Here is a 25,467-nt window from a genome sequence, read left to right as displayed (position 1 = left end):
TAACAACAGAAAGGTAAACGTTCAGATGGCTGAATTGACCATCTCCTCTGACGAGATCCGTAACGCGCTCGACGCGTACGTCTCGTCTTACCGGCCGGAGATCACCCGCGAAGAGGTCGGTACCGTCACCTCCGCCGGCGACGGCATCGCCGTCGTCGAGGGCCTGCCCTCCGTCATGGCCAACGAGCTCCTGGAGTTCGAGGGCGGCGTGATGGGCCTGGCCCTGAACCTCGACGTCCGCGAGATCGGCGCCGTCCTCCTGGGCGACCCGGTCAAGGTCGGCGAGGGCCAGTCGGTCAAGCGCACCGGCAAGGTCCTCTCCGTGCCGGTGGGCGACAAGTTCCTGGGCCGCGTCGTCGACGCCCTGGGCAACCCCATCGACGACCTCGGCGAGATCGAGGCCGAGGGCGAGCGCGAGCTGGAGGCCCAGGCCCCCAACGTCGTCAGCCGCCAGTCGGTGTTCGAGCCCGTCGAGACCGGCATCAAGGCCATCGACTCGATGACCCCCATCGGGCGCGGCCAGCGCCAGCTGATCATCGGCGACCGCAAGACCGGCAAGACGCAGGTCGCGATCGACACGATCATCAACCAGCGCGCCAACTGGGAGTCCGGCGACCCCGACAAGCAGCTGCGCTGCATCTACGTCGCGGTCGGCCAGAAGGGCTCCACCGTCGCCGGCATCAAGGGCATGCTCGAGGCGCACGGCGCGATGGAGTACACCACCATCGTCGCGGCGAACGCCGACGAGCCCGCGGGTCTGAAGTACCTGGCGCCCTACACCGGTTCGGCCATCGGCCAGCACTGGATGTACGGCGGCAAGCACGTCCTCATCGTCTTCGACGACCTGTCGAAGCAGGCCGAGGCGTACCGCACCGTGTCGCTGCTGCTGCGTCGTCCCCCGGGCCGCGAGGCCTTCCCCGGTGACGTCTTCTACCTGCACTCGCGTCTCCTCGAGCGTTGCGCGAAGCTCTCCGACGAGCTGGGCGCGGGTTCGATGACGGGTCTGCCGATCATCGAGACCAAGGCCGGCGACATCTCGCAGTTCATCCCGACCAACGTCATCTCGATCACCGACGGCCAGGTCTACCTCGAAGAGGGCCTGTTCAACTCGGGTGTGCGTCCGGCGATCAACGTCGGTACGTCCGTCTCCCGTGTCGGTGGCGCCGCGCAGACCAAGGGCATGCGCTCGGTCGCCGGTTCGCTCCGTCTGGACCTGGCCCAGTACCGCGACCTGGAGGCCTTCGCGGCCTTCGCGTCCGACCTGGACGCCGCGTCCCGCGCGCAGCTGGACCGCGGCCTGCGCATGGTCGAGCTCCTCAAGCAGGGTGTGGCCGAGCCGCTCCCCATGGGCGAGGAGACCATCTCGATCTGGGCCGGCACCGCCGGCGAGCTCGACGACATCCCGGTCGGGGAGGTGCGCCGTTTCGAGAGCGAGTTCCTCACCTACATGCGCGCCAACCACAAGGACGTCGTCGCCCAGCTCACCGCGGGCAAGGACAAGGTCACCGGCGACATCGAGGACACCCTCAAGCGCGCCGCGGCCAAGTTCAAGAAGATGTTCAAGGCCACCGCCGACGACCTGCACGTGACCGACACCGCTGAAGACGCCCTCGAGGGCGACGTGGACGTCGAGACCGTCAAGCGCGTCAAGAGGGGTTAGCCATGTCAGCGCAGCTTCGTAGTTTGCGGAAGCGGCTGAAGTCGACCCAGTCCATCCGGAAGATCACCAAGGCGCAGGAGCTGGTCGCGACCAGCCGCATCGCCAAGGCTCAGGATCGGGTGGCGGCGTCGCTGCCGTACTCCCGCGCCATGACCAGCGTGATGACCTCCTTGGCGTCGAACGCGTCGATCAATCACCCGCTGCTGCAGCCGCGCAAGGCGGTCAGGCGTACGGGCGTGCTCGTGCTCACGGCGGACAAGGGGATGTGCGGCGGCTACAACGCCAACGCCATCCGCACCGCCGAGCAGCTGATCTCGCGTCTGGCAGAGGAAGGCAAGCAGCCGATCCTGTACGTCGTGGGTCGCAAGGGCGTCGACTACTACCGGTTCCGTTCCAGGAAGATCGAACAGTCCTGGACCGGGTTCTCGCAGCAGCCGAAGGTCTCGGACGCGCAGGAGATCACCAGGACGCTGCTTGCGGCGTTCATGTCCGGCGCCGACGACGAGGGTGACGACGCGGGAGCGGACGGTATCCTCGGAGTGGACGAGCTGCACATCGTGCACACCAGGTTCGTCTCGCTGCTCACGCAGACCCCTGAACCTCGGCAGCTGGCTCCGCTCGAGGTCGAAGAGGTGGAGGAGCACGAGCTCGACGAGCACGTGCTGCTCCCGGACTACGAGTTCGAGCCGAACCCGGAGGCGCTGCTCGACTCACTGCTGCCGAAGTACTTGACGACCCGCATCTACGCGGCGTTGATCGACGCGGCGGCGAGCGAGTTGGCGGCGAAGCGCCGGGCCATGAAGGCCGCTACGGACAATGCCGATGAAATGATCAAGACCCTGCGGCGGAGCGCGAACGCGGCGCGGCAGGCGGCGATCACGCAGGAGATCAGCGAAATCGTGGGCGGGGCTTCGGCCCTTTCCGCCGCAGGAAGAGAGTAACGATGACTGACACTCAAGGAGTGGGGCGCGTCGTACGGGTCATCGGGCCGGTCGTCGACGTCGAGTTCCCTCGAAACGCCATCCCGGCGATCTTCAACGCACTCCACGTTGACGTCGTCTACGGCGAGCACAACAAGACCCTGACCCTGGAAGTGGCCCAGCACCTGGGCGACAACCAGATCCGCGGCATCTGCATGGCCCCGACCGACGGCCTGGTCCGCGGTACCGAGGTCCGCGACACCGGCGGCCAGATCAAGGTCCCGGTCGGCGACGGCATCAAGGGCAAGGTCTTCAACGTGCTCGGCGAATGCCTGAACCTCGCCGAGGGCGAGGAGCTGGTGGCCGACGACTACTGGGAGATCCACCGCCACGCCCCGGCGTTCGCGCAGCTGGAGCCGAAGACCGAGATGCTGGAGACCGGCATCAAGGCCATCGACCTGCTCGCCCCGTACGTCAAGGGCGGCAAGATCGGCCTGTTCGGCGGCGCCGGCGTGGGCAAGACGGTGCTCATCCAGGAGATGATCATCCGTGTCGCCCAGAACTTCGGTGGTTCCTCGGTGTTCGCCGGTGTCGGCGAGCGCACCCGTGAGGGCAACGACCTCATCGCCGAAATGGCCGAGGCCGGCGTCCTCCCGAAGACCTCGCTGGTCTACGGCCAGATGGACGAGCCGCCGGGGGTGCGTCTTCGCGTCGCCCTGTCGGCCCTGACGATGGCCGAGTACTTCCGCGACGTGAAGAACCAGGAGGTGCTGCTCTTCATCGACAACATCTTCCGCTTCACGCAGGCCGGTTCGGAGACCTCCGCGCTGCTGGGCCGCATGCCCTCGGCCGTGGGTTACCAGCCGACCCTGGCGGACGAGATGGGTGAGCTCCAAGAGCGCATCACCTCGCTGCGCGGCAAGGCCATCACCTCGATGCAGGCCGTGTACGTCCCCGCGGACGACTACACCGACCCGGCGCCGTTCACCGCGTTCACGCACTTGGACGCGACGACGAACCTCGAGCGGAAGATCTCCGACAAGGGCATCTACCCGGCGATCGACCCGCTCGCCTCGAACTCCCGCATTCTGGAGCCCGAGGTCGTGGGTGCCGAGCACTACGCGGTCGCCTCCCAGGTGAAGCAGATCCTGCAGAAGTACAACGAGCTGCAGGACATCATCGCGATCCTCGGTATGGACGAGCTCTCGGAAGAGGACCGTCTCGTCGTGGGCCGCGCGCGCCGCATCGAGCGCTTCCTGTCGCAGAACACGTTCGCGGCGAAGCAGTTCACCGGTGTCGAGGGCTCGTTCGTCCCCGTCAAGGAGACCGTCGAGGCCTTCAAGAAGATCGCCGAGGGTGAGTACGACCACTTCCCCGAGCAGGCGTTCTTCATGTGCGGTGGCCTCGAGGACCTGCACAAGAACGAAGAGGAGCTCCGCAAGAAGGGCTAGCCCTGATCGCAGCGCTTGACGAGGCGGCCCCGGAACCGAGAGGTTCCGGGGCCGCTTTCTTTTTGCCGTCTCAGATGCCGCGGCCGCGGCGGTGCAGTGCGGCCATCACGGCCGGGACGCCGACGATGCCGGCGGCGGCCGCTGCCGCGACGGCGGCGCGGGGCTCGCCCGGGTTCGCCTTCGTCGCCCGGACGGCCCAGCGCAGGGCCTCCTTGCGGTCGCCGGTGGCGGCGTGCCAGCAGGCGATCTGGCCGTAGACGCGGGCGGCGCCCTCGGGGCTGCCGTGGATCTCGGGGTGGCGGTCGAGGATCCACCGCAGCGAGGAGATCTTGGTGTCCCAGCGGGTCTCGAAGTGCGAGCCGGCCCAGTTGACGAGCGCGTACGGGACGTCGACGTGCGCGATGGGCCGCCGCCGCGAGGCGCGCAGCAGCATGTCCCAGTCCTCGTTCTGGCTCCCCGGCGCGTCCTCCGCGACCAGGCCGAGCCCGCCCAGCAGCGCCGAGCGCCGGAACAGGAACGTGGAGGAGTGGAGCATCATCATGCGCGAGCGGAGCAGGTCGCCGTGGCGCACCATGGTCCTCTGCGCGAGCCGGGAGTTCCGGCGGCCGCGGTAGTCCACCTCGATCGCGGTGGTGCAGAGCTCGGCCTCGGTGCCGAGCGCGGTCACCTGCGCGGTGAGCTTGCCGGGCAGCCACTCGTCGTCGTCGTCGAGGAACGCCACGAGGTCGGTCTCCAGCGCGGTGATCCCGGTGTTGCGGGCCCCGGCGAGGCCGGGGGTGCGCTCGTTCTTGACCACGCGCACCGGCCGGTCGCCGTCGGCCGCGAGCGCTTCGTCCACTTTGGCGCGGTCGAAGACCACGACCACTTCGATGTCACCGGGGTAGAACTGGGTCAGCACCGATTGCAGCGCCGCCCGCACCTGCTCTGGGCGGTTGTGGGTGGGGATGACGACACCCACCGAAGGCCAGTCGGTCACACGCGCTCCTTCTGCACATTGACGTCTTCGCAGGCGTCGAGGCGGGCTTCCAGATCGGGTTCGTCCACAGAGGCCTCCTCGTCGTCGAGGTAGCCGTAGCGGCCCAGGAGGGGCCGGGTCAGGGTGGAGACCATGCGGCGGGTGCTCTCGGGCAGGTCCGCGGTCCAGGCCTCGTCCGGGTAGATCGGGATGCGCCCCACGGTGAACCGCATCGGGTTGCCGGCCGCCGAGTGGCTCGGGCCCAGATCGGCCCAGCCGTCGCCGATGAACTTGTAGTCCTGCTCGGTGAGGTCGAGGCCGCAGAACCGGCCCAGTGACGCGATCACCTTGCGCGGGCGCTGGATGATCCGCTCGTAGCGGACCCGCCGCACCGGGACGCCGCGGCGCGCGAGGAGGCTGAACGCGGCGTTCTGCGCGTTCCACAGCATCGCGGCCTTCGCGGGGGAGTAGCGGGTCATCTGGTCGCCCGTGGGGGACTCGGGGCGGTTGATCTTCTTGGTCCACGAGTAGGCGACCCCCCGCGAGTCGCGCACGACGTGCAGCACCCGGAGGTCGATCTTCGGCGACCAGCGCAGGCAGTACGCGAGCGACGCGTGCTTGGAGGAGTCGACCACGACCTGCGCGCGCGTGTCCTTCGCGGCGGCGGTGTAGATCTTCTCGAAGTACTCGGCGTACTCGGTGACGAGCTGGTGCTGCGCGGGCGCGAGGCGCTTCGCCGCGAGCGTCGGGATGTGCCGGGTGCGGTCTACAGTGGCCTTCAGGGCGTTGAGGCGTTCGACGTCGACCTGCTCCCAGGAGCCGAAGGCCCGCTGCCCGATCCGCTGCCAGAACTCGCAGTGCGAGAAGGTGGCGCCGCAGGCGCACATCTCGTTGCCGATCAGGTCCCGCTCCCACAGGTGGGTGATCTCGCCGAGGGGGACGACGCCGGGGAGCTGTCCGAGCAGGCGTTCGAGGAGCGTCGTGCCGCTGCGTCCGAGTCCTCCGATGAAGACCACTTTGACGCGGTTCTCGGACTGCTCGGCCGTGTCGGCGATCTTCACGCTCACTGAACCCTCGCTCACCCTGCTGCTCCACCTGATTGCCTCCGGGGCCGCGTTCCGAGCCGGGCTCGGAAACCTGCAGATGCCCCTTGATGATTCGTATAACGACCCGGGGTGGGGTGGGGGACACGCCCTGTGGCCAAAATTCCCGGAAAATCGCACGCGGACCTCTAACGTCTGATCGCATGGAGCGTTTGGGCCCTTCGTGCGCAGACCATGTCAGCGCCGCGCCTTCCCCTCGACCGCACGCAGGACCCGCGCCGCGGGTGTCCCTGGGCGGCATCGGCATCGACCCGGTCACCGAAGCCGAGGCGGTGGCGCGCGTGCTCGACGCGCTCGAAGCGGGGCGGGGCGGCCAGATCGTCACCCCCAACGTCGACATCGTCGCCGCCGCCCGCCGCAGCCGCGAGCTGCGCGCGATCATCGCGGCCTCGGACCTCGTGGTCGCCGACGGCGCGCCCCTCGTGTGGGCCTCCAGAGTGGCCGGGAATCCGCTGCCGGCCCGCGTCGCGGGCTCGGACCTCGTGTGGTCCCTCTCCGAGGCGGCCGCCGCGCGCGGACTGCGCATCGCCCTGCTGGGCGGGACTCCGGACGGCACCGCGCGCCCGACCGAGCGCGCCGCGGACCTCCTCGAAGCCCGCTACCCGGGGCTGAAGGTCGTCGGCGCCTGGTGCCCGCCCATGGGCTTCGACCGCGACGACTCGCAGTGGCGCGCCCTCGTCGAACGCGTCGAGTCCGCCGCCCCCGACCTCGTCTACGTCGGCCTCGGCTTCCCCAAGCAGGAGCACGTGACGGTGCGGCTGCGCGCCGCCGCCCCCAACGCCTGGTTCCTCGGCTGCGGCGCGAGCATCGACTTCATCGCCGGCTACCGCCGCCGCGCCCCCAAGTGGATGCAGCGCACCGGCACCGAATGGCTCTTCCGGATGCTCTCCGAACCCCGCCGCCTCGCCCGCCGCTACCTCAAGGACGACGTCCCCGAAGCCGTGCGCCTGCTCGTGGAGGCCTGCCGGGAACGCCGTGCGAGCGCTCGGGACTAGCGGCGCCGGGCGATGTACACGATGTCGGTGGCCCACTTCGACATCGGCGACGCCAGCGCGGCGTCGGCGGCCTTCGAGGCCCAGCCCCACGGCGCGCGGTAGCAGCCCTGTGTGAACAGCGTGAAGCCCTGCATGCCGACCAACTCGAAGCCGTGGCGCGCGAACAGGTCCCGCATCTCCGAGTGCGAGAGCTCCTGGAACCATGTGCTCGCGTCCAGCCGCCCGAAGGTCTTGCGCAGGTGCCGCAGCGACGACGCGTTGCCGTGGTTCTCCACCAGCAGCAGCCCCGCGTCCGCGTCCGGCAGCGCCGCCGCCGCGAAGTCCATCAGCTGGTCCCGCAGGTGCAGGTCCACATTGAGGACGAACCGGAACGCCGTCACCAGCGCCGGGCGGCCCGGCTCGACCGCGGGCATCGCCAGCCCCGGCCGCACCAGGTGCGCGTACCCGGGCGTGCCCAGCTCGCGGCCCTTCTGCAGCATCGCCTCCGAGGTGTCGTAGCCGTGCGAGACCGCGACCATCCCCGCGAGCATCCGCGAGACGCGGCCCGTGCCGCACGCGAAGTCGTGGTGGACGGGCCGGGTCGCGAACGCGTTGGGAACGAAACCGCGCAGCCACCCGGCCTGGCGGCCGGAGACGATCGACGAGAACGTCCCCGGCGCGTACGTCCGCTCGGCATACTTGTCCACCGCGCCCGGGTCCTGGAACACCTCGGTGTAATTGCTGGCCACGAAGTCCCCTTCAAGTTCAGATCCTGGTGCGGTAGCGCAGGAGCGCCACCGCCCACGCAAGGCCCGCGGCCGCGAGCGCAGCCGCAGTCCAAAGCGGGCCGAGCGGCGCGACCGCCAGCGGCAGGACCCCGAACCCGAGGCCGGCCGCGAACAGCGCCCGCCTCGTCAACGCCCCGAACGGATGCAGGCCGAACGTGCGCCACAGTTGCGCGAGTGGAACCAAATTATTGACCAGAACCGCCGCCGCCCACGCGATCGCCGCGCCGACGACCCCCATGGATGGGATCAGCGCGAGGTTCAACCCCACGTTGACCAGGAGCGCGATCGAGACGTCGATGAGCTGCCACGAGGTCTTCCCGGCCATCGCCAGCATCGAGTCGACCACCCCGCACGCCGAGCCGATCATCATCGCCGGCACCAGGACCCACACGACCAGGCGCGCGTCGCCGCCGACGTACTCGGCGCCGAACAGCCGCAGGTACCAGTCGGCCAGCAGCCCCACCCCGAGGTACACCGGCCAGGTGAGCGACACGATCCACGCCGTCGACTCCTGGTACAGCGACCGCGCCGACGCCGGCTTCCCGGCGGCCATCGCCGCCGCCGCGCGCGGCTGCACCGACTGGCCGACCGCGCCCGAGGCCATCTGCCCGACGATCACGAACCGCGTCGCCACCGTGTACACCGCGGCCGGGCCGAGCCCGGCCAGGGCCGCCACCATGATGATGTCGAGCCGCTGCAGCCCCAGGTGGGCCACGCCCGCGGCGGCGCGCGGCGCCGTGAACCCCCAGAACGCCCGGGCCGAGACCCGGTCGGGGAACCCCTGCTCCGGCCGCGTCCTGCGGTGGCGCCGCAGCAGGTACCAGCCCGCCGCGACCGCGGCGGGCAGGTACGGCAGCACCCACGCGAACGTGATCGTGAAGGGCGAGGCCGTGCCCGCCAAGGCGATCGCCGCGAGCCCCACCAGTTGCGCCACCGTGCGGCCGAGCTTGTCGATGACGACCGAGGGCCCCATCAGCCGGTATCCGCGCGTCGCCGCCAGCAGTGCCTCCATCGCGACCGACGCGGGCAGGAACACCGCGATCAGCCGCACCAGGTCCGGGCTGTCGAACATGGGCGCGGCCAGCAGCAGCCCGAACGCCGTCGCCATCGACACGATCGCCGCGGGCCACAGGCCGAGCTTCAGGACCGAGCCGACCGCCGCGCTGCGCCCGTTCTGGTGCAGGCGCGCCACCCAGTACACGAGCCCGGTGGGCGTGCCCACCCGCGCGATAGCGCCCGCGAGCAGGAACACCGACGTTGCCGCGAAGAACGCGCCCGCCTCGGCGGGCGAGAGCGCCACTGCCGCCAGCCAGGTCACGGCCAGGCCGCCCAGCCCGGAGACCGCGGCGCCGACGAGGTTCACGAGCCCGCCGCGCGCGGTCCCGCGCAGCTCCGCCCTGCTGCGCTCCTCGGACTCCGCCTCGGCGACCGCGCCGGAGGTCAGCGCCGCCAACTCGGCACGCCTCCCAGCCAGTCCGCGAGCCGCTCGTCATAGGGCCCGTAATGCGCCGTCAACTGCTCCCGCAGCGCCGCCGACATCGGGGAGGGACGCCCGCGCGCGTTGTGCCGCGCGAAGGCGAACTCCCCGAGCCACGGCAGCCCCAGGAACCGCAGCACGCGCTCGAACGCGTCCTCCGGCCGGGAGAAGAACTCGCCCGAGTCGACTACCAGGACCTTGTCGCGGCCCACGTGCTCGGCAAGCGGCTCAAGGTAGTCCGTGTACCGCCCCCGCGCCGTGTACGCGTGGTGCTGGTGGTCGAAGTCGTACAGCGAAGGGTCGGCCCTGAGCCGCTCCTCCTTGCCGTCGAGCCGGGCGTCCTCGGCCGCCACGGCCTCCTCGAAGTCCGCGATCGGCTCGAACCCGCGCGCCACCTCGTGCGCGTGGTGCGACCACGCCCGCTCCACCGGGTCGCGCACGAGCACGATCACCTTGACTCCCGGGAGGTCCCGCGCGAACCGCTCCGCGGCCAGCGGGTGGTACAGGTAGTACGGGCTCGACTCGAACCCGATCGGGGCGAGCCCGGTGTGGTCGGCGATCCGCCGCGAGGCCGCCTGCGTCGGGAAGTGCCCCCGGTACCAGGCCATGCCCTTGTCGTAGCCGGTGTCGAAGTAGTGCACGCCCTTGTGGAACACCGGCTTCAGGATCGCCGGGTGCTGGGCCAGGGCCCGGTACAGGGACGTGGTGCCGCAGCGCTGGCCGCCGCAGATCAGCAGGCCCGGCAGGATGCGCGAGGACGCCGTCAGCCGCCCGAACGTGCGGGAGGAGTGCCCGACGACGGCCTTCAGTTGGCTCGGGATGCGCTCGCCGAGCGATCGCTGGCTCATGACTGGCCCCCTGTCTCCGATGCGGTGCGCTGGCGGGCGATGTGGCGCAGCAGCGTGGGCAGGAGCCACCGGCCGAGGGCCCCGAGGGCCGCGCCGGCGCGCTCGGCCTGGTCGCCCATGTACCGGGCGGCGAGGTCCACGAGGTACAGCAGCGCGATCGGCTCGGCCTCGGTGGGCGCGATGCCCATGGGCGCCAGGACGGCGGGGGCGTCGGCGACGAGGCCGAGCACGGCCGTGGTCGGGTCGGCCCCTTGGGTGACGATGTGGTCCTGGAGCCGGTAGTGCACGGCGTCGAAGCCGTAGGGGACGCCGGTCTCGAAGCGCTCGAGGTCCCACAGGTACACGAGCGTCTCGGTCTCGCGGGTGTTCCACGGGGACCAGTCGCCGTGCCACGCGCCGAAGGTCAGCTCGGTCCCCGCGTACCGGTCGAGCAGGGTCTCCCCGGCGGTCTGGAGCGTGTCGGCGTCGGTCTCGCCGCGTTCGGCGAGGTCCTTGAGGCGCGTGCGCAGCCGTGCGGCGTAGTCGGATTCGCCGAGCGGCGAGCGGACGGTGCCGCAGGCGTCGGCGAGTTCGCGCATGGCGGCGGTGCGGCGGGAGGGCCCGAGGTCGGCCGGGGCGTCCCAGGACGGGAGCGCGGAGGCCACCATCAGGTTGTGGCCGTTCCAGTTCCCCGAGTGCAGCAGCTGCGGCACGCGCAGCAGCTTGAGGTCGCAGAACTCGCTGAGGCGCCGGGTCGCGTTCGCCTCGGCCTCCACGAGCTCGCGGGTGAGCGGGTTGACGCCGAGCTTCGCGAACGCGACCGTCTTCGCCTCGCCGTCGAGGATCTGCAGCACCGGCTTGCGGTTCGCCCGCGCCGGTCCGATGTGGATGCTGAGGTGAACCTCGTGGCCGAGCACCGAGGCGAGGTGGTCGTCGATGCCTTCGGCGCCGCCCACTTTGATGCGGTGCGGCAGCAGCATCCGGTCCAGGCCCAGGCGCAGGGCCCACACGGCGGCGTCGCGTTTGAGGCGCGCGCCGCGCGCGGCGGGCCGGGCGTACCGGGTCAGCGCGGCAGCGGCGACCTTGCGGTCGGAGGCCGGGATGAGCACGCGCGGCTTGCGGCGGTTGGGCACCACGATGTAGGGCCGCGGTGCGTCGCCTTGCGCGGCACCGGGGTACAGCTGGTCGACCACCTCCGCCAGGTAGGTCGCGCGCCTGCGCAGATCGTCGGCGGTCTTCAGGGCTCGGCTCATCGGTTCTCCGTCTCTGGGCCGTGGTGTGACACCCCGGGCGGGCGGCCCGCGGCGAGGAGGACGTAACTGAGCAGGGTGAACAGGAGGGGGGTGACGAGGGCGTTGTAGTAGAACATCGTGATCAGCGAGAAGCCGACGACGGCGCTCCCGGCGATGCCGACCGCGGTGTGGTCGTGCCGGAACCGCCACAGGACCGCGAGCGCGAACCCGAGGTAGGTGACGGTGCCGAGGATGCCGTGGGCGAACATGACCTGCCAGAGCTGGCCGTTCCCGCCGAGGGTGCGCCCGCCGCAGCGGGGGCACTCGGGGGTGGGGCCCACGGCGATCGACTCGCCCGAGCCGAGGGTCTTGCGGGTCGTGCCGAAGCCGATCACGGGGGAGTGCTCGATCACGAGCTCCGTGGCGCGTTCGGAGGAGAACGCCCGGCCCTCGTCGGAGTGCCCGTTGTCGAGCCGGGTCTGCACCACCGTCCCCAGCGGCGTCAGGACCACGAGCAGGACCGCGGCGCAGCCGGCCCCGGCCAGGGCGAGCATCCCGCCTGGCCTGCCGGAGAGGAGCAGCCGCAGCGCCGCGAACACCGCGATGGCGGCGAGGCCGAGCCACAGGCCCCGGTTCATCGAGTACACGGCGGGCACGAGGGAGGCGCACAGCAATGCGACGGCCGCGACCCGCCATCGCGTCTTGAGCGGCGTGCAGAACGCGGCGATGAGGAACCAGACCGCGGTGATCGCGAAGTTGTTGCCCCACGTGTTGGTGTAGCCCCACGGCGCGGACGGGCGCGGCGTCTCGTAGCCGAGGAAGTCCATGGTCTGCGCGGCCGCCGGGTGCACCAGCGACTGGACGAACCCGTCCTTCGCCACGGCCTTCGGCAGCAGCGCCTCCACCGGCGAGGTGTACTCGAAGGACCCGAAGAAGGTCCCGAGGAACCCGCCGGCCACCGTGACCGCGAACAGCCATCCGAGCAGCCGGATCAGCTTGTCGCGCTTGAGCTTCCCCTCAACTACGAGGTTGTACGCCCACAGGGCGATGAGGGTGCAGCAGCAGTAGAAGCCGAGCCGGAACGTCGCCCCGGGCAGGCTCGAGAACCAGGTCTCGGGCACCGTGCCCGGGGGGTCGACGCCGAGGTTCGCGAGGCTCAGCGTGACCGCGAGGAGGAACAACAGCCACCACCCGAACGCGGGAGGCACGCAGATCGACCGGCGCCGCACCAGCTTCACCACCGCGACCGCGGCGACGAACGGGATCACGAGGACGCCCATGCCGAGCGCCCACCACAGCGGGAACCCGGCCAGCAGCCACGTGAGCGAGGCGCCTTCGCGCTCGCCCCGCGCGGCGGGGTCGATCCGGACGCGCCCGGCGGAGCGGGCGGCCGCGAGGAGCGTCATCGGGGCTCGGCTGCAGGAACAGCGGAGGAGGGCACGGCCGGCATCACCTGCGTGGTCGCCTCCTCTTCGTCGACGGGCTCGAGCGAGTCCGTGGGCGTCTCGTCCTGGGAGACCGGCGATTCGCGCAGGTCGGCTTCGCGGCGCGCGGTCGGCAGCGGCACCGTGTTCATCGGCCCGAGGACGCTCGGCAGCAGGATCGCGCCGAGCAGCGGCGTGTCGATCTGGCGCATCGCCAGTGCGGCGGCGGCGGTCTCGCTGATCGAGTCGCGCCCGGACTGGACGGCGAGGATCACCGCGTCGGCGTGCCCGGCGAGCAGCTGCGCGTCGGCGCTGCAGGACAGCGGCGGTGCGTCGACGACCACGAAGCGACCGGCTTCGGCGAGCTTCGAGAAGGTCTCCGCGGCGGCCTCGCTGGTGGGCCCGGCGGCCCTGGCGGCGGCGCCGGGGCCGATCACGTTGAGGCTCGGCTGCCGCGGCGCGGCATGCGTGGCCTCGGTGAGGTCGACCCGGCCGGACCAGACGTCGGCGAGGCCGGGCACCGAGTCGGTGCCGAACAGCTCCGGCAGCCCCACGGTGGTGCTCGGGTTGGCGGCCACGGCGGTGGCGCGGTCGCCCGCGCGGGCCATCGCGGTGGCGAGGTTGGCGGCGACGACGCTCGCGGCGGGCCCGGGGGCCACGCCGGCGACGACGATGACGCGCTGGTCGTGCGTCAGCTGCGAGGACACGACATTGCGGAGCTGGGAGAAGACCCGGCCGCCGGGGCTGTAGGCCCCGAAGACCTCGCGGCGCTGGAACTTCACGCCCGGGGGCACGGAGGCGAGCACGTCGAGTTCGCACCGCTCGACCAGGTCGGTCGGGTAGGCGACCTTGCGGGCCAGGCGGTGGCGGGCCCACGCGAGGACGAGGCCGAGCGGGAGGCCGAGGCCGAGCGCGGCGGCGAGGTTGAACATCGCGTTCGGGCTCACGGGCGCTCCGGGCACGGAGGCCTTGTTGATGACGCGGCCGGGCGTGATCGCGCCCTGCTGGGCGTCGATGGCGGCGATCTCGGCCTCGATCTCCTCGGCCTGCTGGCGCAGCCCGTCGAGGTCGGATTCGAGCCCGGCCCGGCCGTTGGCGTCGGAGTCCATCCCGGACAGTTCGTCCTCGGCGGCGGCGATGTCGGCGTTGACCGCGTCGAGGCCGACCGTGGCGGCGGCGATCGCGCTGTCGAGCGAGGCGGTGGCCCCGGAGCGGCGGTGTTCGAGGTACGCCTCGCTGAACGCGATGGCCCCGGCCTGGGCGGCCTCGGGGTCCTCGGCGCGGAAGGCGATCTCGAGCACGGCGGTGTTGGGCGGCACGGTGACCGACACTCGGGAGACGAGGTCGTCCGGGTCGTCGGCGCCGAGCGCTTCGGCGGCGGCCACGGCGACCTCGGTGGATTTGACGAGCTGGGCCTCGGTGTCGAGGTTGACCTGCCCGGCGGTGCGGGCGCCCGCGACGGCGGTGTCGCTCGCGGTGGGCAGCACCAGGATCGCGGAGGTGGACTCGTAGACCTCCTCGCTCATCGAGGTGTAGGCGAGCCCGGCGGCCAGAGCCGCGGCCACCGTTCCGATGATGAGCCACCAGGAGCGGCGGACGATGACGCCGTAATCGGCGAGCGTGCGGGCGGCAGGGGTCCTCAACGCGAAGGCCTTTCTCGTTATAGGGATCTCGATTGAGTAACGAGCGACGCGGCCCTGAGGTGACGGCCGGGCGGCTTCGGGGCGTGCCGCCCGCGGGGCGGGGGTTGTGTTTGCGAGAGCAGACTAGTAAAAACCAATTTGTTCGCTAATATGATGATTCGCAGCATTTGAGTGCAGGTCACATTGGACGGAAGAAGGTGGACGATGAGCGATACCGACAAGCGCCAGAGCCTCCGGGCGGGCCGCGGCATCGTGACCGTCCTGGCGGTGCTGCCGCTGGTGTTGGCGGGCTTCGTGGTCGGCTACGGCGTCGGGTCCGGCGGAGATCGCCCGGGCGTGGACGTCGACGAGGCCTGGCAGGACGGCAACGGCACCTTCGACCACGCCCCGCTCGCCGCGTCCTTCGTCGCCACGCAGGTCGCCGGCCCCGCGCCGCAGTCGCCCGCGGTACTGCCCGTCGGCACCTCGGCCGACCTCGGCATCGCCGTCACCCACCTGCAGTTCGCCCTCGACGAGTCCACGGTCCGGCCCGACCACACCGCCGAGCTGCGACTGCCCGTCGCTGTGCCGCCCGACAGCGAGGGCATGACCGTCGAGGTCGCCTCGGTGCGCCCGGTGAGCTGCCTGTGCTCGCTCACGGCCGCTACCGCCCCGCCGTACGGCGCGGTGTGGGACTCGGTCGAGATCGACGCGGACGCCACCGAAGTGGTCTTCGACGTCAGCGGCGCCATCAGCGCGCCCGGCCGCTACGCCTTCGCCGTCACCAGTCCCGACCGCAACGCGTACCTCGAACTCGAAGGCGCCGAGTACGGTTCGGGACCGAATCTGCGCACCATCTCGGCGGTGCCGCCGGTGCGCCCGGTCCCGCCGACCATGCCCGCCCCGCTGCCCTACCCGACCGGACCGACCGTCCCGAGCCCGTCGCCCACGCAGGACCCGACCGCCACAGCGGACGCGGCCTCGCCGGACGCGCCCGCGTCGACCGATCCCGCGCCGTCCGCGTCCACGAGTCCGGCGCCTGCGACGGACCCGGTGCCGTCGGTGGACCCGTCGGCCGACCCGGCGCTCCCGGCCGCCGACCCGACCACGCCGCAGGGGCCGCCGACGCAGCCCGAATCCGGCCAGGTCGAGGACCACCTCTCCACCTGCACGACAGGAGCGAAGCTCATCCCGAGCTGCGGCGCCCTCGTCGGCGTTGCCCCCGCCGCGCACACGTCGCGGGACAAGGAGCAGGCGCACCTCGAATTCGAATCCAGAGTGGAGCACGACCAGCAGATCTACCACGCCTATGAGCGCGGTGCCGCACGGTTGTTCCCGACTCCGGAGCAGATCGCGCTCACCGAGGACCCGCAGCACCCGCGGACCCTGTTCATCAACTGGAAGCCGCAGATGGCCGAATGGGGCGCGATCGCCGCGGGCGACCCGGAGACCGACGCCTATCTCGACAGGCTCGCCGAGCACTTGAAGGCCAATTTCCACAAGCCGTTCTTCTTCACCGTCCACCACGAGCCGGAGAACGACGTCGACCCGACCGCAGGCTCCCATATGGAGCCGTCGGACTACGCGGACATGTTCCGCTACGTCGTCGAGCGGCTGCGCGGGGCGGGGGTGGACAACCTCGTGACCGTCATGAACTACATGGGCTACCTGAAGTGGGTCGAGAAGCCTTGGCACGGGGACCTGTACCCGGGCGCGGACGTGGTCGACTGGATCGGCGTCTCGGGCTACGGCCAGTCCCTCAAGGACGACGGGCACTCGGACTTCGGCGAGATCGTCGACCAGACCAAGGGCGAGGGCGCCTGGCCCGGCTTCTACCACTGGATCGCGCGCGAGCACCCCGACAAGCCGATGATGCTCGCCGAATGGGGCGTCTTCCACGTGGACGAGTACCCGGGGCACCAGAAGACCGTCTTCGAGGCGGCCCGCTACCAGATGGCGCACTATCCGCGGCTGAAGGCGATCGTCTACTTCGAATCGCCGAACGCCGAAGGCAGGAACTCGGAGGTGCACCTGGAGGAGGACACCCTCGAGGCGTACCGGGAGCTGATGCGCTCGCCGTACTTCGACGTCAAGCTCGAGTAAGCAGCCACGTAACGTGACAGTCGCCATGATCCGGCCGGGGAACCGGCCGGATCGTCGTACCCGGGGCCGGGAACGTGGGCTGTAGATCTGCCCACCCTGGGCGGGTAGGCAGGTGCGCAGGCGCAGACGCGCTCCGCACAGGCAGCGGTGCCGCCCTGGACTCAGTCGGCGACCGGCGCCGGCGGGGCCTTCGGGTGGCGCTTGTACGGGGACACGAACCGGTCGCCGGGAATCCAGAACCGCCAGTCGGTGTCGGCCGCCTTCGTGATGCCGGTCCGCGGCCCGGCGGCCACCGCCGCCGCGCCGCCGCCTCGGCGCACCGCGCCGACCATGTCGCGGCCGTCGTCCTCGCGGTCCCAGCCCAGCGCCTGCGCCAGCCGCGCCGGGCCGCGCGCGAGGTCCCGGTCCGGCACCTTCGCGCCGCGCCGCTCGCGCGCCGCGTCGAGCCCGGCCACGACCTCGCCGGCGCGCAGCAGCACCGCGGCCCCCGAACCGTCGGGACCGCACACCAGGTTCGCGCAGTAGTGCATGCCATAGGTGAAGTAGACGTACAGGAACCCGGGCGGGCCGAACATCACGGCGGTCCGCTTCGTCTGCCCGCGAAAGGAATGCGAGGCCGGATCGTCCTCGCGGTACGCCTCGACCTCCGTCAGCCGGACCGTGACGCCGTTCGCGGTCACCGTGCAGCCCAGGAGATCCGGGGCCACCCGCACTGAATCACGCTCGAAGAACGAGCGCTCGAGCGCAGCGCTCACGCGCATCCTGTCGGCGCCTCGGCGGCCGCCGGGACCTTCTCCGCGATCACGGTCGACAGGTCGTTGAGCACGTCGACCGGCTGCTCGTGCGTCTCCGGGACGCTCACGCCCACCGGCACCTGCCGGTCGAGCGACGTCCACTCCAGGCCCGCCTCGTCCGAGTACCAGCAGACCCCGTTGAGCTTGTAGACCAGCGCCGTGTCCTCCACCGCGACCGGTTCGACCCCGCAGGTCGCCACCACCGCCGGATCGCCGTACGCCATGACCGACTCCGCCGCGCCCGCACCGCCCTCGACCGGGCGCGCCTGCAGGCCGCCCGCCGACTCCGGCGCGGTCGCCGTGAGCGCCAGGCACACCACGGCGTCGTCCTCGCTCAATGCGGGGACCTCGACCGACACCGGCGAGAGGTCCTCGTGCACCGGCTCGGCCTTCGGCGCGATCGCGTTGAACACCAGCACGCCCGCGACCACCGCGACCGGCACCGCGACAGCGGTCGCCACGATCGCCGGAAGTCGCGACTTCTTCTCGGAACCCACCAGGACCCCGCTCCTCAGGCAGTGAGAATCGAACAGGTCAATGTGCGGGTAATGCCCGCCACCCGCTGGACTCTACTCACCACCAGCGTCCGCAGATGGTCCGCGGAGGCGGCCTCGGTGAGCGCCACCACGTCGTACGGGCCGGTGACGATGTCCACCCGGACCACGCCCTCGATCGCCGACACGTCCGCGGACACCCGGTCGGCCATGCCGACCTCGGTCTGGACCAAGATGTACGCCTGCACCATGCGACAGGCCTCCTCAGGGAGACGGGCAGAAAGGGATCGTGGGGCCGAACCCGACACGGGTGGGCCTGACCGCTTCGCGATCGCCTTTGAGCGAAGATTACCCAGTGCTGCACCGACCAACAAACGCCCGAGAAATGATCCTCACGTGAGCGAGACCGTCGCCGAGGTCGGCGAGTTCCGACTCATCGAGCGCTTCACCCGCCATTTCGCCACCACCCCCGCCGTCGTGCTCGGCCCCGGCGACGACGCCGCGGTCGTCACCGCCCCCGACGGGCGCGTGGTCGCCTGCACCGACATGCTCGTCGAAGGCAACCACTTCCGCCGCGACTGGTGCTCCGCCGCCGACGTCGGCCACAAGGCCGCCGCCGCCAACCTCGCCGACATCGCCGCCATGGGCGCCCGCCCCACCGCGCTCCTCGTCGCCGTCGCCGCCCCGCAGGACCTGCCCGCCGAATGGCTCGAAGGCCTCGCCTCCGGCCTCGCGGCGGAAGCCGCCGCCGTCGGCGCGGCCGTCGTCGGCGGCGACACCACCCGCGGCGAGCTCCTCACCGTCACCGTGACCGCCCTCGGCGACCTCGAAGGCCGCGAACCGGTCACGCGCGGCGGCGCCAGGCCGGGCGACGTGCTCGCACTGGCGGGACGGATCGGCTGGGCCGCCGGCGGGCTCAACGTGCTCTCGCGCGGCTTCCGCTCCCCGGGAGCGCTCGTGGGCGCCTACCGCAGGCCGCAGCCGCCGTACGCGGCCGGACGTGACGCCGCCCTCATGGGCGTGCGCGCCATGATCGACGTCTCGGACGGCCTCCTCGCCGACGTCGGGCACATCGCCGACGACTCAGGCGTCGCCATCGACGTCGACACCGAGGCCCTGCCTGTGCCCGAACCAATGCGCAACGCCGCCGAAGCCCTGGGCGCCGACGCCCGCGGCTGGCTCCTCACCGGCGGCGAGGACCACGCGCTGGCGGCGGTCTTCCCGCCCGACGTGCTCCTCCCCGAAGGCTGGCGCCGCATCGGCGCGGTCGCCGAAGGCGCCGGAGTCACGGTCGACGGCCACCGCTGGACCGGCCCGACCGGCTGGGACCACTTCACCAAGGAATAGAGCAACGGGGGAGCAGGCCGCTCGGGCATCGGTTCGAGCGGCCGCGCCGGGGACGGCGCGGCCGACTTGAGCAGCTGCGTTCCATGGCGCGGAGATGATCTGCGGCCGTATGCGGGGAGGCCGTGGTGGCGCAGCCGGGCGGGGCCGGTTCGGGAACGTTCGCCTGGCCAGCCGGCCTGAGCGCGCGTGCCTATGCCTGCTTGCCCACCCGGGGTGGGCAAGTGCGTCGACCCTCCACTCCGGGTACGGCAAGAACCTGCCGGTTTCGCGCCGTTCGTCGGCGGGATCACCTTGCGAACCTGCTCCGGGTACGACAAAGCGCCGCCGGGGCAGAGCCCCGACGGCGTAAGTCTTTCGCGGCGTCAGCCCCTAGCGGGTGACCTTGCCGGCCTTGATGCACGAAGTGCAGACCTTGGCGCGGCGCTTGTTGTCGCCGGAGCCAGTCGCGATGCGGATGGTCTGCAGGTTCGGGTTCCAACGACGACGGGTCTTCTTGTGGGACCACGGGACGTTGTTGCCGAAGCCGGGGCGCTTCGCGCAGACTTCACACACGCTCGACATAATCCAAAACTCCTGCATTGACGTTCATTCGGCCCACCCCGACGGCGGGCAACCCGGTAATTCTAACGGACCCGGCGGACCGCCGACCATCCAGGTGGCGGGACCTGCGCCACAGCCGCCGGAGGCGGGCCCCCGGAAGCCGGGCTGACCCGGGGACGGGTCCGGTCCCTCCCGGGTGGAACACCTGCGCCGCAATCGAAAGACCCGATGTGCCGCAAGCAGACATCGGTCCGGATCGCGCAGATTCGTCGGTCCTCCCAGGACGTTCCGCGGCGGCGCTGCGCTGTGGCGGCTGCCGCGGTCGGCTACCGTTGGTGACTCTAGGATGGGTTCAGATCCCGTAGGCTGGCCGCATACACATGATGTGCCGATGCCCATATCTTCTTTGGTGAGTCGAACATGAGCCACACCCCGCAGCAGCCTGCCGACGGCTGGCAGCCGCCGCAGCAGCAACCCCCGGTGTACCGCCCGAACGAGCAGCCTCCCCAGGAGGAGCCGTGGTCGCCGGAGAGTCAGCGCCTGGCGCAGTCGGGCCGGCAGGGCCCGGTCGAAGAGGACGGGACCGTCAAGTACGTCGGCGGCCCCGGCCAGCCCGCGCCGCAGCAGTTCGGGCCGCCTCCAGGCGTCCCGGTCTCCCCGTTCGACGCGCCGCAGCAGCAGGCCTTCCAGGGCATGCCCCCCCAGCAGCAGCAACAGCCCCCGCAGGCCTACATGTCGCCGCACCAGCAGTTCCAGGCGTCCCCGCCGCCCCCCGGCGTCTCGGACCCGTTCGGCCCGTCCGGCGGCATGCCCGTCTCGGGCATGCCGGTCTCCGGCATGCCCCCCGTCTCCTCGATCCCCGCTTCGGGGATGCCGGTCTCCGGCATGCCCGTCTCGGCCCCGATGGGCACCGGCGGCCAGCCGCCGTTCGGCGGCGGCCAGTTCGGCCCGCAGGGCGGCCAGCTCGTGCCGGTCTCCGGCGGCGGCGCCCAGCCGTGGGGCGCCCCTGACACCATCCAGCGCAAGAAGAAGGGCGGCAAGGGCCCGATGTGGCTCATCGTCGTCGTGATCGTCGTGATCGCGCTGGCCCTCGGCGCCGGCGGCTTCATCCTCTTCAACCCGCTCGAGGACAAGGGCGACGACACCGGCACCATCGAGACCACGGCGAGCGCCGAGCCTGAGGCGCCCGCCGCGACCGTGGTCGCCGACGAGGCCTCCGGCCTGAGCATCCTCGCCGCAGAGGGCTCCACCGAGGCGGCGAACCCGCCCGGCGGGTTCACCACCCCCACCGGCCTCGTCCTGGGCGGCTCCGGCCCCACGGTGTTCTTCGGCGCGCTCGACCCGGCCGCGATCGGCGCCGGCCCGGACATCGCGATCGCCGACCTCAGCACCAACCTGCAGAACCTGGCGGCGACCTGGGCCGGCGGCACCGCCGAAGGCGCGCAGGCCACGCAGTTCCGGGTCGACGCCCGTTCGGCCTACTTCAGCACCTTCACCGTCGGCGACATGACCGTCATGACCGCGGTCATCGAGAACGCCGACGGCTACGCGGGATTCGTCGGGTCGGCCACCGCCGACCAGGTCGAAGCCCTGGAGGCGGCCCGAGGCAGCCTCAGCTTCGGCTCGTAGGCCACGCAAGGCATCGACCGGCCCGCACGCGAAAGCGCGCGGGCCGGTTCTTTTTCCATGGTCCGAACCCCCTCCCGGCCGCTGTGAGGGCGTATCCTCTGAGCCCGTGGTGGAAATCCCTGAAACCGGACGCCAGGTCCTCGACGCCGACATCATGCGCGAGTGGGCCGCGCGCGGCATCGACACGTTGACCCGCCACCGGCGCGGCGTCGACGAACTCAACGTGTTCCCCGTCGCCGACTCCGACACCGCGACGAACATGGTCGCGACCCTCCAGGCCGCCTTCCAGGGCGGCACGCCCGGGCTCCGGCTCGAACCGCTCCTCGACGAGGCCGCCGGGCGCGCGCTGCTCTCGGCCCGCGGCAACTCCGGCGTGATCCTCGCGCAGATGCTCCGCGGGCTCGCGGACGTCTGGAACAGCGACGAGATCGACGCGAAGGGCTTCGCCACCGGACTGCGCTCGGCGACCGACGCCGCCACCGCGGCCGTCGCCGTCCCGACCGCCGGCACCATCCTCACCGTCGCCGAGGCCGCGGCGTCGGCCGCCGGGAAGGCCGCCCCGTTCGGGCTCGTCTCGGCCGCCCGCGCCGCAGCCGAGGCCGCCGCCGAAGCCGTCGCCGCCACCCCCGGGCAGCTGCCCGCGCTCGCCCGCGCCGGTGTCGTGGACGCCGGGGGCCTGGCCCTCACCGTGATCCTCGAGGCGCTCGTGGAGACGCTCACCGGCTCGGTCTCGACCGGCGCGCTCGACCTCCTCGAACGCCACCGCGTGCGCGCCGTCTCCGAGGTCGAGGAGGTCCCGCGCGAGACCGGCTCGGAGGTCTACGGCTACGAGGTCCAGTACCTCCTCGAAGCGAACGCCGCGGCCGCCGCCGACCTGCGCCACCGCCTCACGGCCCTCGGCGACTCGGTGGTCATCATCGGCTCGCGCGCCGCCAAGGACGTCACCACGTTCAACGTCCACGTGCACGTCAACGACATCGGTGCGGCCATCGAGGCCGGGATCGAGCGCGGCCGCGTGCACCGCATCTCGGTGACCCGATTCGACGACACGCTCGGCGCCCACGCGAGCGCCCGCATGCACGCCGCGCCCGCACGCCGCCCGGCCCCGGCGTCCGAGGCGCCCGCGCGATCCCTCGTGGTGGTCACCGCCGCCGCGCGCATGCGCGAGTTCCTCGCGGCCGAAGGCTGCCGCACGGCGACCAGCGCCACGGTCGGCACCGAACTCGCCGCAGCGCTCGCCGACGGCGCCGCGAGCGTCGTCGTGCTCGCCGACAGCCCCGAGACCGCGCGCGCCGCCCACCAGGCCGTCGAAGCCGCCCGCAGCGCCGGCCGCCGGGCCACCGTCCTGCGCACGATCACCGTCGTGCAGGCCGTCGCCGCCGTCGCCGTCCACGACCCCGAGCGGGAGTTCGACGAGGACGTCACCGCCATGGCCGAGGCCATCCGGGCCTGCCGCACCGGCGAGCTCCGCTCCGAGGCCGAAGGCGTCGCCGTCGTCATCGGCGAAGCGGACACCGGCGTCTTCGACACCGCGGACGAAGCCGCCCGCGACCTCGCCGACCGCCTCTGCGCCGACGGCGCCGAACTCCTCACCGTCCTGCCCGGCGCCGGTTCGAACGCCGGGATTGTCACAGCCTTGAGCGATCATGTCCGTGAGGCGTGGCCGCTGGTGGAGATCCAGCAGCTGCCCGCCGGAGACGATGCACCGCTGCTGCTGCTAGGAGCCGAATGACCATTGGGCTGGACACCCGGCTGCGCGAGGTCCTGGGCAAGAAGACCGTGGAGGCCCTCAGCGAAGGGCTGGGCCTCGACACCGTGGGGGACCTCCTCGGGCACTACCCGTTCCGCTACGCCCAGCGGGGCGAGCGCACCGACCTCGGCGCGCTCCAGATCGGCGAGGACGTCACGGTCACCGCGCAGGTGCGCGCCGCCGTGCAGAAGTCCTTCGTCCCCAAAGGACGCGGCCGCGGCTCGCGCCCGGGCGGCAAGCCCCGCGACCTCCTCGAAGTGATCGTCGCCGACGAGGCCGGCCGCTCGCTCACCCTCACGTTCTTCAACCAGGCCTGGCGCGCGAAGGAGCTCGTCGCCGGGCGCTGGGGCCTGTTCGCCGGCAAGGTCGCCCAGTTCCGCGGGCGCCTCCAGCTGAACTCCCCGCAGTACCAGCTCCTCGCCGAAGACGCCGCCGACCCCTCGAGCGCGATCGAGGAGTTCGCCGGGACCCTCATCCCCGTCTACCCGGCCACCGCCGAGATCCCGACCTGGAACATCGCCAAGGCCATCCACACGGTCCTCGACATGGTCCCGGCGCCGCCGGACCCGCTCCCGCGCTCATTGCGCGAACGCCTGAGCCTCCTCGGCTACGGCACCGCCCTGCGCCAGATCCACCGCCCCGACTCCCATGAGGCCCTCGGCGCGGCCAAGAAGCGCCTCAAATGGCAAGAGGCCCTGGTCATGCAGGCCGTGCTCGTGCGCCGCAAGGCCGCGGCCGCAGGCGAGACCGCCACCGCGTACGCCCGCGGCGGCGCGCTCCCCGAGGCCTTCGACGCCCGACTCCCGTTCACCCTCACCGAAGGCCAGCGGCAGGTCGGCGAGGAGATCGCCGCCGAACTCGCCGGAGACCACCCCATGCACCGGCTCCTCCAAGGCGACGTCGGCTCCGGCAAGACCCTCGTCGCACTCCGCGCCATGCTCCAGGTCGTCGCCCACGGCGGCCAGGCCGCGCTCCTCGCCCCCACCGAAGTCCTTGCGGCCCAGCACCACCGGTCCATCGTCGAGATGCTCGGCGACCTCGCCCGAGGCGGCGAACTCGGCGCCCCGCCCGAAGCCACCCGCGTCGCGCTCCTCACCGGCTCCGCCACCGCCGCGCAGCGCCGCACCGTGCTCGACGAGGTCAAGACCAACACCGCCGGGATCGTCATCGGCACCCACGCGCTCCTCTACGACGGCGTCGACTTCGCCGACCTCGGCTTCGTCGTCGTCGACGAGCAGCACCGCTTCGGCGTCGAGCAGCGCGACGCCCTGCGCGCCAAGGCCGACCGGCCCCCGCACACGCTCGTCATGACCGCCACCCCGATCCCGCGCACCGTCGCCATGACCGTCTACGGCGACCTCGAGACCAGCCGCCTCACCGAGCTCCCGGCCGGCCGCACCCCCATCGCCACCCATGTGGTGCCCTACACCGACCAGCGCTGGATGACCCGCACCTGGAACCGCGTCCGCGAAGAGGTCGCCGCCGGACGCCAGGCCTACGTCGTCTGCCCGCGCGTCGGAGGCGAAGACGCCGAAGACAACGGGGCCGGCGACAAGCGCCCGCCGCTCGCCGTGGTGGACGTCATCGAGCAGCTGCGCGGCGGGCCCCTCAGCGGCCTGCGCCTCGGCCTCCTCCACGGCCGCCTCGACACCGACGAGAAGGACCGCGTCATGCGCGCCTACGCCGCCGGCGACCTCGACGTGCTCGTCGCGACCACCGTCATCGAAGTGGGCGTCAACGTCCCCAACGCCACCGCCATGGTCGTCCTCGACGCCGAGCGCTTCGGCATCTCCCAGCTCCACCAGCTGCGCGGCCGCGTCGGCCGCGGCGCCCACCCCGGCCTGTGCCTGCTCGTGAGCGAAGCCCCCGAGGGCTCCTCGTCGCGCGAACGCCTCGACGCCGTCGCCTCCACCACCGACGGGTTCGCGCTGGCCGAGCTCGACCTGGAGCAGCGCCGCGAAGGCGACGTGCTCGGCGCGGCCCAGTCGGGCGTGAAATCGCATGTGAAGCTCCTGTCCCTCTTGAAGGACGCGGACATCATCGAGGCGGCCCGCGCCGAGGCGACCGCGCTCATCGGCGCCGACCCGGAGCTCAAGGGCGAGCCCGGCCTGGCCCACCTCGTGGACGACCTCGCTTCCGACCGCGGCGAGTTCCTGGAGAAGGGCTGACGGGGGAGCGGGAAGCCGGGGCGGGCCGGCTGACCTCGCTGCGCTCGTGGCGTAGGGCATGCCCCTTCCCACCCGCATCCGCCTCCGACCAACCGAGGCAATGCGATGACCGTCCCGCACGGGTCCGGCATTTCCCCAGGCGTGAGAAGTCTTCGTTCCTGGCCGCCCACCGGCAGGCTGCGGCTCGCGCCGCGCCGGATTATTGTTGT

At 71.7% G+C, this 25,467-nt stretch carries 21 protein-coding genes; 9 read left to right on the top strand and 12 right to left on the bottom strand.

Annotation, left to right across the window (positions count from 1 at the left end; all coding sequences use genetic code 11):
- The first annotated feature begins 25 nt into the window (after nucleotides 1–25).
- The 3 genes from atpA to atpD are packed head-to-tail and all read left to right on the top strand — an operon-like array spanning nucleotide 26 to nucleotide 4,031.
- Entirely contained in the window at nucleotides 26–1,660 is a 1,635-nt protein-coding gene (gene atpA / locus QWI33_RS09090) for a F0F1 ATP synthase subunit alpha (protein WP_289956940.1), read from the top strand.
- A 2-nt stretch (nucleotides 1,661–1,662) separates the two neighbouring features.
- Nucleotides 1,663–2,601, top strand: a complete 939-nt coding sequence (locus QWI33_RS09085; RefSeq protein WP_289956939.1) for a F0F1 ATP synthase subunit gamma — start codon at nucleotides 1,663–1,665, stop codon at nucleotides 2,599–2,601.
- Between the two features lie 2 nt (nucleotides 2,602–2,603).
- Nucleotides 2,604–4,031: a F0F1 ATP synthase subunit beta gene (gene atpD, locus QWI33_RS09080; RefSeq protein ID WP_289956938.1), complete on the top strand. Its 1,428-nt coding sequence runs from the start codon at nucleotides 2,604–2,606 to the stop codon at nucleotides 4,029–4,031.
- A 70-nt stretch (nucleotides 4,032–4,101) separates the two neighbouring features.
- Here atpD and QWI33_RS09075 read toward each other — a convergent pair whose 3' ends face one another.
- Nucleotides 4,102–5,007 (bottom strand): glycosyltransferase family 2 protein, encoded by a 906-nt coding sequence (locus tag QWI33_RS09075; RefSeq protein ID WP_289956937.1) that lies wholly within the window; start codon nucleotides 5,005–5,007, stop codon nucleotides 4,102–4,104.
- Nucleotides 5,004–6,068, bottom strand: a complete 1,065-nt coding sequence (locus QWI33_RS09070) for a sulfotransferase (protein ID WP_289956936.1) — start codon at nucleotides 6,066–6,068, stop codon at nucleotides 5,004–5,006. The genes QWI33_RS09075 and QWI33_RS09070 overlap by 4 nt, the downstream gene beginning before the upstream one ends.
- A gap of 245 nt (nucleotides 6,069–6,313) precedes the next feature.
- Here QWI33_RS09070 and QWI33_RS09065 point away from each other — a divergent pair, with 245 nt between their 5' ends.
- Nucleotides 6,314–7,084, top strand: coding sequence for a WecB/TagA/CpsF family glycosyltransferase (locus tag QWI33_RS09065; protein ID WP_289956935.1), 771 nt, complete (start codon nucleotides 6,314–6,316; stop codon nucleotides 7,082–7,084).
- Here QWI33_RS09065 and QWI33_RS09060 read toward each other — a convergent pair.
- Genes QWI33_RS09060 through QWI33_RS09035 form a run of 6 tightly spaced genes read right to left on the bottom strand, consistent with a single transcriptional unit; the run spans nucleotide 7,081 to nucleotide 14,454 of the window.
- A complete protein-coding gene (locus tag QWI33_RS09060; protein ID WP_289956934.1) occupies nucleotides 7,081–7,812 on the bottom strand; it encodes a class I SAM-dependent methyltransferase in 732 nt (243 codons plus the stop codon). The genes QWI33_RS09065 and QWI33_RS09060 overlap by 4 nt on opposite strands.
- 16 nt (nucleotides 7,813–7,828) lie before the next feature.
- Nucleotides 7,829–9,304, bottom strand: a complete 1,476-nt coding sequence (locus QWI33_RS09055) for an oligosaccharide flippase family protein (RefSeq protein WP_289956933.1) — start codon at nucleotides 9,302–9,304, stop codon at nucleotides 7,829–7,831.
- Nucleotides 9,292–10,176 carry a sulfotransferase family protein gene (locus QWI33_RS09050; protein ID WP_289956932.1) on the bottom strand — a complete coding sequence of 295 codons (885 nt, stop codon included), beginning with the start codon at nucleotides 10,174–10,176 and terminating at the stop codon, nucleotides 9,292–9,294. The genes QWI33_RS09055 and QWI33_RS09050 overlap by 13 nt, the downstream gene beginning before the upstream one ends.
- Complete coding sequence (locus tag QWI33_RS09045) at nucleotides 10,173–11,408, bottom strand: hypothetical protein (RefSeq protein WP_289956931.1); 1,236 nt, start codon at nucleotides 11,406–11,408, stop codon at nucleotides 10,173–10,175. Before QWI33_RS09045 ends, QWI33_RS09050 begins: the two co-directional genes overlap by 4 nt.
- A complete protein-coding gene (locus QWI33_RS09040) occupies nucleotides 11,405–12,793 on the bottom strand; it encodes a hypothetical protein (protein ID WP_289956930.1) in 1,389 nt (462 codons plus the stop codon). The genes QWI33_RS09045 and QWI33_RS09040 overlap by 4 nt, the downstream gene beginning before the upstream one ends.
- Nucleotides 12,790–14,454, bottom strand: a complete 1,665-nt coding sequence (locus QWI33_RS09035; protein WP_289956929.1) for a Wzz/FepE/Etk N-terminal domain-containing protein — start codon at nucleotides 14,452–14,454, stop codon at nucleotides 12,790–12,792. Before QWI33_RS09035 ends, QWI33_RS09040 begins: the two co-directional genes overlap by 4 nt.
- Before the next feature lie 204 nt (nucleotides 14,455–14,658).
- On the opposite strand from QWI33_RS09035, the gene QWI33_RS09030 reads away from it, so the two are divergent.
- The gene (locus tag QWI33_RS09030; RefSeq protein ID WP_289956928.1) at nucleotides 14,659–16,536 is read left to right on the top strand and encodes a glycosyl hydrolase; all 1,878 of its coding nucleotides are present in this window, start codon (nucleotides 14,659–14,661) and stop codon (nucleotides 16,534–16,536) included.
- A gap of 161 nt (nucleotides 16,537–16,697) precedes the next feature.
- Here the strand turns inward: QWI33_RS09030 and QWI33_RS09025 are convergent, their stop codons facing one another.
- The 3 genes from QWI33_RS09025 to QWI33_RS09015 are packed head-to-tail and all read right to left on the bottom strand — an operon-like array spanning nucleotide 16,698 to nucleotide 18,075.
- Entirely contained in the window at nucleotides 16,698–17,297 is a 600-nt protein-coding gene (locus tag QWI33_RS09025; RefSeq protein WP_353895411.1) for a DNA-3-methyladenine glycosylase, read from the bottom strand.
- Complete coding sequence (locus QWI33_RS09020; protein ID WP_289956926.1) at nucleotides 17,288–17,827, bottom strand: DUF3515 family protein; 540 nt, start codon at nucleotides 17,825–17,827, stop codon at nucleotides 17,288–17,290. Before QWI33_RS09020 ends, QWI33_RS09025 begins: the two co-directional genes overlap by 10 nt.
- Before the next feature lie 14 nt (nucleotides 17,828–17,841).
- Nucleotides 17,842–18,075: an Lrp/AsnC ligand binding domain-containing protein gene (locus QWI33_RS09015; protein WP_289956925.1), complete on the bottom strand. Its 234-nt coding sequence runs from the start codon at nucleotides 18,073–18,075 to the stop codon at nucleotides 17,842–17,844.
- 145 nt (nucleotides 18,076–18,220) lie between these two features.
- Here QWI33_RS09015 and QWI33_RS09010 point away from each other — a divergent pair, with 145 nt between their 5' ends.
- The gene (locus tag QWI33_RS09010; RefSeq protein WP_289956924.1) at nucleotides 18,221–19,171 is read left to right on the top strand and encodes a thiamine-phosphate kinase; all 951 of its coding nucleotides are present in this window, start codon (nucleotides 18,221–18,223) and stop codon (nucleotides 19,169–19,171) included.
- Between the two features lie 369 nt (nucleotides 19,172–19,540).
- Here QWI33_RS09010 and rpmB read toward each other — a convergent pair whose 3' ends face one another.
- On the bottom strand, nucleotides 19,541–19,732 hold the full coding sequence (gene rpmB, locus QWI33_RS09005) for a 50S ribosomal protein L28 (RefSeq protein WP_030157716.1): 192 nt from the start codon (nucleotides 19,730–19,732) through the stop codon (nucleotides 19,541–19,543).
- A gap of 399 nt (nucleotides 19,733–20,131) precedes the next feature.
- Between rpmB and QWI33_RS09000 the strand changes: the two genes are divergently transcribed.
- From QWI33_RS09000 to recG, 3 genes are all read left to right on the top strand, one after another.
- Nucleotides 20,132–21,340 carry a hypothetical protein gene (locus QWI33_RS09000; protein WP_289956923.1) on the top strand — a complete coding sequence of 403 codons (1,209 nt, stop codon included), beginning with the start codon at nucleotides 20,132–20,134 and terminating at the stop codon, nucleotides 21,338–21,340.
- Nucleotides 21,341–21,446: 106 nt separating this feature from the next.
- Nucleotides 21,447–23,072 carry a DAK2 domain-containing protein gene (locus QWI33_RS08995; protein ID WP_289956922.1) on the top strand — a complete coding sequence of 542 codons (1,626 nt, stop codon included), beginning with the start codon at nucleotides 21,447–21,449 and terminating at the stop codon, nucleotides 23,070–23,072.
- The gene (gene recG, locus QWI33_RS08990; protein WP_289956921.1) at nucleotides 23,069–25,258 is read left to right on the top strand and encodes an ATP-dependent DNA helicase RecG; all 2,190 of its coding nucleotides are present in this window, start codon (nucleotides 23,069–23,071) and stop codon (nucleotides 25,256–25,258) included. Before QWI33_RS08995 ends, recG begins: the two co-directional genes overlap by 4 nt.
- Nucleotides 25,259–25,467 lie beyond the last annotated feature (209 nt).

This window comes from Glycomyces tritici, from assembly GCF_030403505.1.
Note: the sequence above shows the minus strand (reverse complement) of the source record. Positions and strands in the feature narration are given on the sequence as shown.